Origin of the sequence: Paenibacillus sp. P3E (assembly GCF_001909045.1) — a bacterium.
GTDB classification, from domain to species: domain Bacteria; phylum Bacillota; class Bacilli; order Paenibacillales; family Paenibacillaceae; genus Paenibacillus_AQ; species Paenibacillus_AQ helianthi.
The window spans coordinates 1-3,932 of record NZ_LVWH01000064.1 but is presented as its reverse complement, the minus strand read 5'-3'; the positions used below and the strand labels follow the sequence as shown (position 1 = coordinate 3,932).

At 43.7% G+C, this 3,932-nt stretch carries 4 protein-coding genes; 1 reads left to right on the top strand and 3 read right to left on the bottom strand.

Translation table 11 applies throughout. The annotated features are described in order from the left end of the window. The coding region (locus tag A3842_RS07605) for a TetR/AcrR family transcriptional regulator (RefSeq protein ID WP_143186194.1) at positions 1 to 379 on the bottom strand (379 nt) is incomplete at its 3' end. Positions 380 to 761: 382 nt separating this feature from the next. Between A3842_RS07605 and A3842_RS07600 the strand changes: the two genes are divergently transcribed. Further along, positions 762 to 2,468, top strand: a complete 1,707-nt coding sequence (locus tag A3842_RS07600) for a CocE/NonD family hydrolase (RefSeq protein ID WP_074100965.1) — start codon at positions 762 to 764, stop codon at positions 2,466 to 2,468. Positions 2,469 to 2,562: 94 nt separating this feature from the next. Here A3842_RS07600 and A3842_RS07595 read toward each other — a convergent pair whose 3' ends face one another. Together A3842_RS07595 and A3842_RS07590 are read right to left on the bottom strand one after the other, a co-directional pair. Then, a complete protein-coding gene (locus A3842_RS07595) occupies positions 2,563 to 3,396 on the bottom strand; it encodes a DUF6544 family protein (RefSeq protein ID WP_074100964.1) in 834 nt (277 codons plus the stop codon). 5 nt (positions 3,397 to 3,401) lie between these two features. Continuing rightward, positions 3,402 to 3,866 (bottom strand): MarR family transcriptional regulator, encoded by a 465-nt coding sequence (locus A3842_RS07590; protein ID WP_074100963.1) that lies wholly within the window; start codon positions 3,864 to 3,866, stop codon positions 3,402 to 3,404. Positions 3,867 to 3,932 lie beyond the last annotated feature (66 nt).

The window sequence follows — 3,932 nt, the reverse complement described above, 5'->3', positions numbered from 1 at the left end:
ACGTATTGATGAAAAGTGTATAGAAATCATTAACGACCTCAATTTGCATTTTAGCTATCTCAGGATACAGTTTAGGAAATTCTGTAAAACTTGAGAAATAAAAGAAATATTTTTTACGGAATGCATTAAGGATTAAAAACTGCTGATTCAGTCCTTCAATGGAAACGTCTGCTGAGAAATTTAAGTTTTTGTATTCTTCATACTGCATTGCCATAACACCAATCATAAGATCATGTTTTTTTTTGAAATAGTATGTCAAATTACCAGGACTTATATTTAACGCATCAGAAATGTCCCTCAATGTTACATATGCATATCCTTTTTTGTTAAATAACTCAATTGAAGTCTCAAGGATCTTATCTCTTAAATTATTATCCATACCTATCTCCTTTATAGCGTTTGGCGAAATGCACTTTAAATCAAGAGCATTATATCATAAATGGGTCCTAAAAGCGGAAATAAGTAGCTAGATTAAGGATACGGAAGGATTCAAGAGATAATTACAGAGTACTCTCAGCCAAGAATGCTTTTCTCAAAAAAGATCAGAGTTGAATAAGTTCACTCGTAGGAATACACTTACTTTAGTACACGTGTACTAATATTTCTAAATAATAAATGATAGAAGGAGTGAATCCATTTGCAAGAAGATAAGAGCCTAGAATTATCTAGGGAAAGTTCACAATGCGCTTGAACAGGATACTGAAGCACACTGCTTATTAATTGACTGACTTCAAAAAAAACTATCCAATGGAGGCAAAGCTATGAATCCACTATCGATTGACATTAACGAAAGAAGTAATCACTTTTATGAGCTTACCTGGAAGGAAGTGCAGATTCCGATGACAGACGGGAAATACCTCGCCGCTAATCTTTACCAGCCTGATGCTGACGGGGTTTTTCCAGTCATCATGACGATGTGTCCTTATGGAAAGGATGTGCATTTCTCACAATTTGCTCCTGTTAACCCGACTATTGCAATAGAATATACTCATTCGCAGGATAAAGGGCCCTTACTTGGCTGGGAGACACCAAATCCTGAATTTTGGGTGCCGCAAGGGTATGCTGTGTTGCGAGTAGATGAACGTGGTATCGGTAATTCTCCAGGAAAGCTTGATATATTATCAGTTGGTTTGAAGAAGGATTATTATGATGCAATCGAATGGGCCGGAACGCAAGCCTGGAGCAACGGACGAATCGGACTGCTGGGTATCTCCTATTTAGCCATGAGTCAATGGGCTGTGGCATCTGAACAACCTCCACATCTAGCCTGTATTATACCTTGGGAGGGCACAGTAGATTATTATTCGGAATTCTGCTATCCGGGTGGAATCCAGGCGAACGGTTTTCTTTCATTCTGGTGGAAAAACGGAGTTTTGACACATCAATACAATCCCGATGGAAACCTTTCCGAGGAACAACTGCAAGCAAATCGCGTGGATTTCCTGGAGATGGTGAAAAATAATCCACTACGTGATCCATCGTGGACAAATCGGTTCGCTGACCTGAGCAAAGTAAAGGTACCTTTATTATCCGCTAGCAACTGGTTTAGCGCCGGAATGCATACCCGGGGGAACTTTCTGGGATTTCAGAATGCAGCATCGGAGCACAAGTGGCTTGAAGTGCATATTGGCAGCCATGTTGGTGAATTTTACACCGCCCAAGGTCGTGAGTTGCAAAAAAAATTCCTTGATTATTGGCTCAAGGGAATTGATACCGGTATAACGAGAGAGCCACAAGTTAAGCTTGCCATTCCCCGCGGAGGCAATAGCTACACATGGCGTTACGAGAATGAGTATCCGCTTAAGCGCACCCAATGGACTCGATTTTACCTTGATGCAAGTGCGAAGCTGCTTTCGGTGGAGCCTGTGCAAGCAAAGAGTCAACTTTGCTATGAAGGGGATAAGGATCACGAATCCAAGCACTGGGCAAATCCCTTTATGGTGAAAGCATTTTCGAGAGAGGAAAACAGCGCTAAGCGAGTTCTATTTGAAACCGCTCCATTTGACATCGAAACAGAGATCCTCGGGCCTATCAAGCTCCGTTTGTGGGCATCGTCAACTACAGATGATATGGACATTTTCGTATCATTGCGGAATATTGACCCACAAGGAAATGAGGTGGTTAACTCAGGAGCACAGACAGAGAAATTCCCCATTAGTCAGGGCTGGCTGCGCGCTTCATTACGTAAAACAGATGATGAATTATCGACAGAGTATAAGCCTTATTACACCTTCGATGAGGTTCAGAAGCTTGTTCCGGGAAGAGTTTATCCCTTGGAAATTGAGATATGGGATAGCGCAATGGTTGTAGCTAAAGGAAATCGGTTGCTCCTTGAAATTGGTAGCCAGAATCAGAGCGGCTGCGCGCTGCTGACTCAGACGGCCGATGACAGGATTTGGGAAGCAGACGTTACTCTATATACAGGGGATGAATTTGATTCTTATTTATTGCTGCCGATCATACCTTAACTGAATTCAACGTTGGTTTTGAAATATCAACAGTGGAAGCAACTGCAAAAATGGGTTGTCATTTTAGCTTGATTCGATGTGGCAGAGTGGACGTTCAACGATACTCCACCCGAAGATTCCTGCTGTCAAAATAGACCAGATCTCCACTGTCATAATGCCACACAGCCTGCAGGTGTGTAGGTTGTCTAATACCGTCAATCCACTTGTAATCCTTCATTAGGGCGGACCAGCGTACACGCTGCTTGGAGCCGTCCATTCCAATGGCGGTGCGGTCGTCCGTTGTAAAGGATTGGCATTCTCCCTGGTCGTTAAAGCTGAATATTCCGCTTGCTGTAATCCCATAGCACGAAATAGTCGCCTGCACATGATGATCGTCAATAGGAACCCAAGTAATGTAGTCCTGAATTATGGCATTTGGCACCCAGAGAGATTCCGACAAAAAGGTAACCAGACTCGCCTGATCCATCTCCTCGCCTAGCTGGTTAAAGAGTGTGAATGTCTTGCCCAGGACGCCCTTCATACTGCCGATACCTGCTACATAGGAATCAAGGCCCTGAAAAGGGATGCCGTATATAGCCGTCTCAATCAGAGCGATTCTGGCGGGAGGCTGAACGAAGTTGTACTGTGTATATTTTATGGAAATAGCAGGTTTTCTGGGGGACAGGATGAAGTCTACTTGGTTAAATTCGGCTTTCATCGAGGACATTTTCGGCTTGCCGGTAAATCCGCTGGTCTCAAAATACTTCCGGACAGGGGAAGGCAGCAGCTTCCAGTCTTCGCTTGTGAACGTTTCGTTCGGGATGGAAGGTTTGGAGAGGTACTTGTCTGCAATCCTCCGGAATTCTGCTTTGGTTTTGGAATAGGGAATCTTGAAAAAAACAATCAGGGCAGCTGCAGTGCCAGCCAGAATAACCAATAAAAGGGCCATATGTTCTACACCTCTCTGTCTTCGGATAAGTCTGCTTCCATTTGGGCAATGTTCTCAGTGAGCCGGATCAAGCCGTAGAATAAGCCTTCGGTTAGCCTGTGATCGAATGACTGGAATAGTGAATCCATGAAACGTGCTTCCCGCTCGCTTCTTTCGGCAAAATAGGTTCCACATTTCCCGGTCAACTGCAGCCGGAGGATACGGGCATCTTTGTTATCTTTTGTAAGCGTAACGAACCCCTGCTTCTCAAGCAGAAGGGCCATCTTCTTAACATTTTGCCGCGAGCTGCCGATCATCTCGGCAACATCACTTAAGGTAGGGGAGGATGAACCGCTCTTCAGAATGACTGCAATCAGCAGCCACTGCTTCATGGTCATTTGATCGTCCAATTTATCCCCCAGTACCTGAAGGCGGTTGGCAAGTGTCAGTACAGCACCCAAAATGTAAGCCTGTTCATCCTTATCATCCAACTTACTCAGCTCCTCCAATTAAATAAGTAATCTATTACATATATATTATACGCAACAGGTTACCTA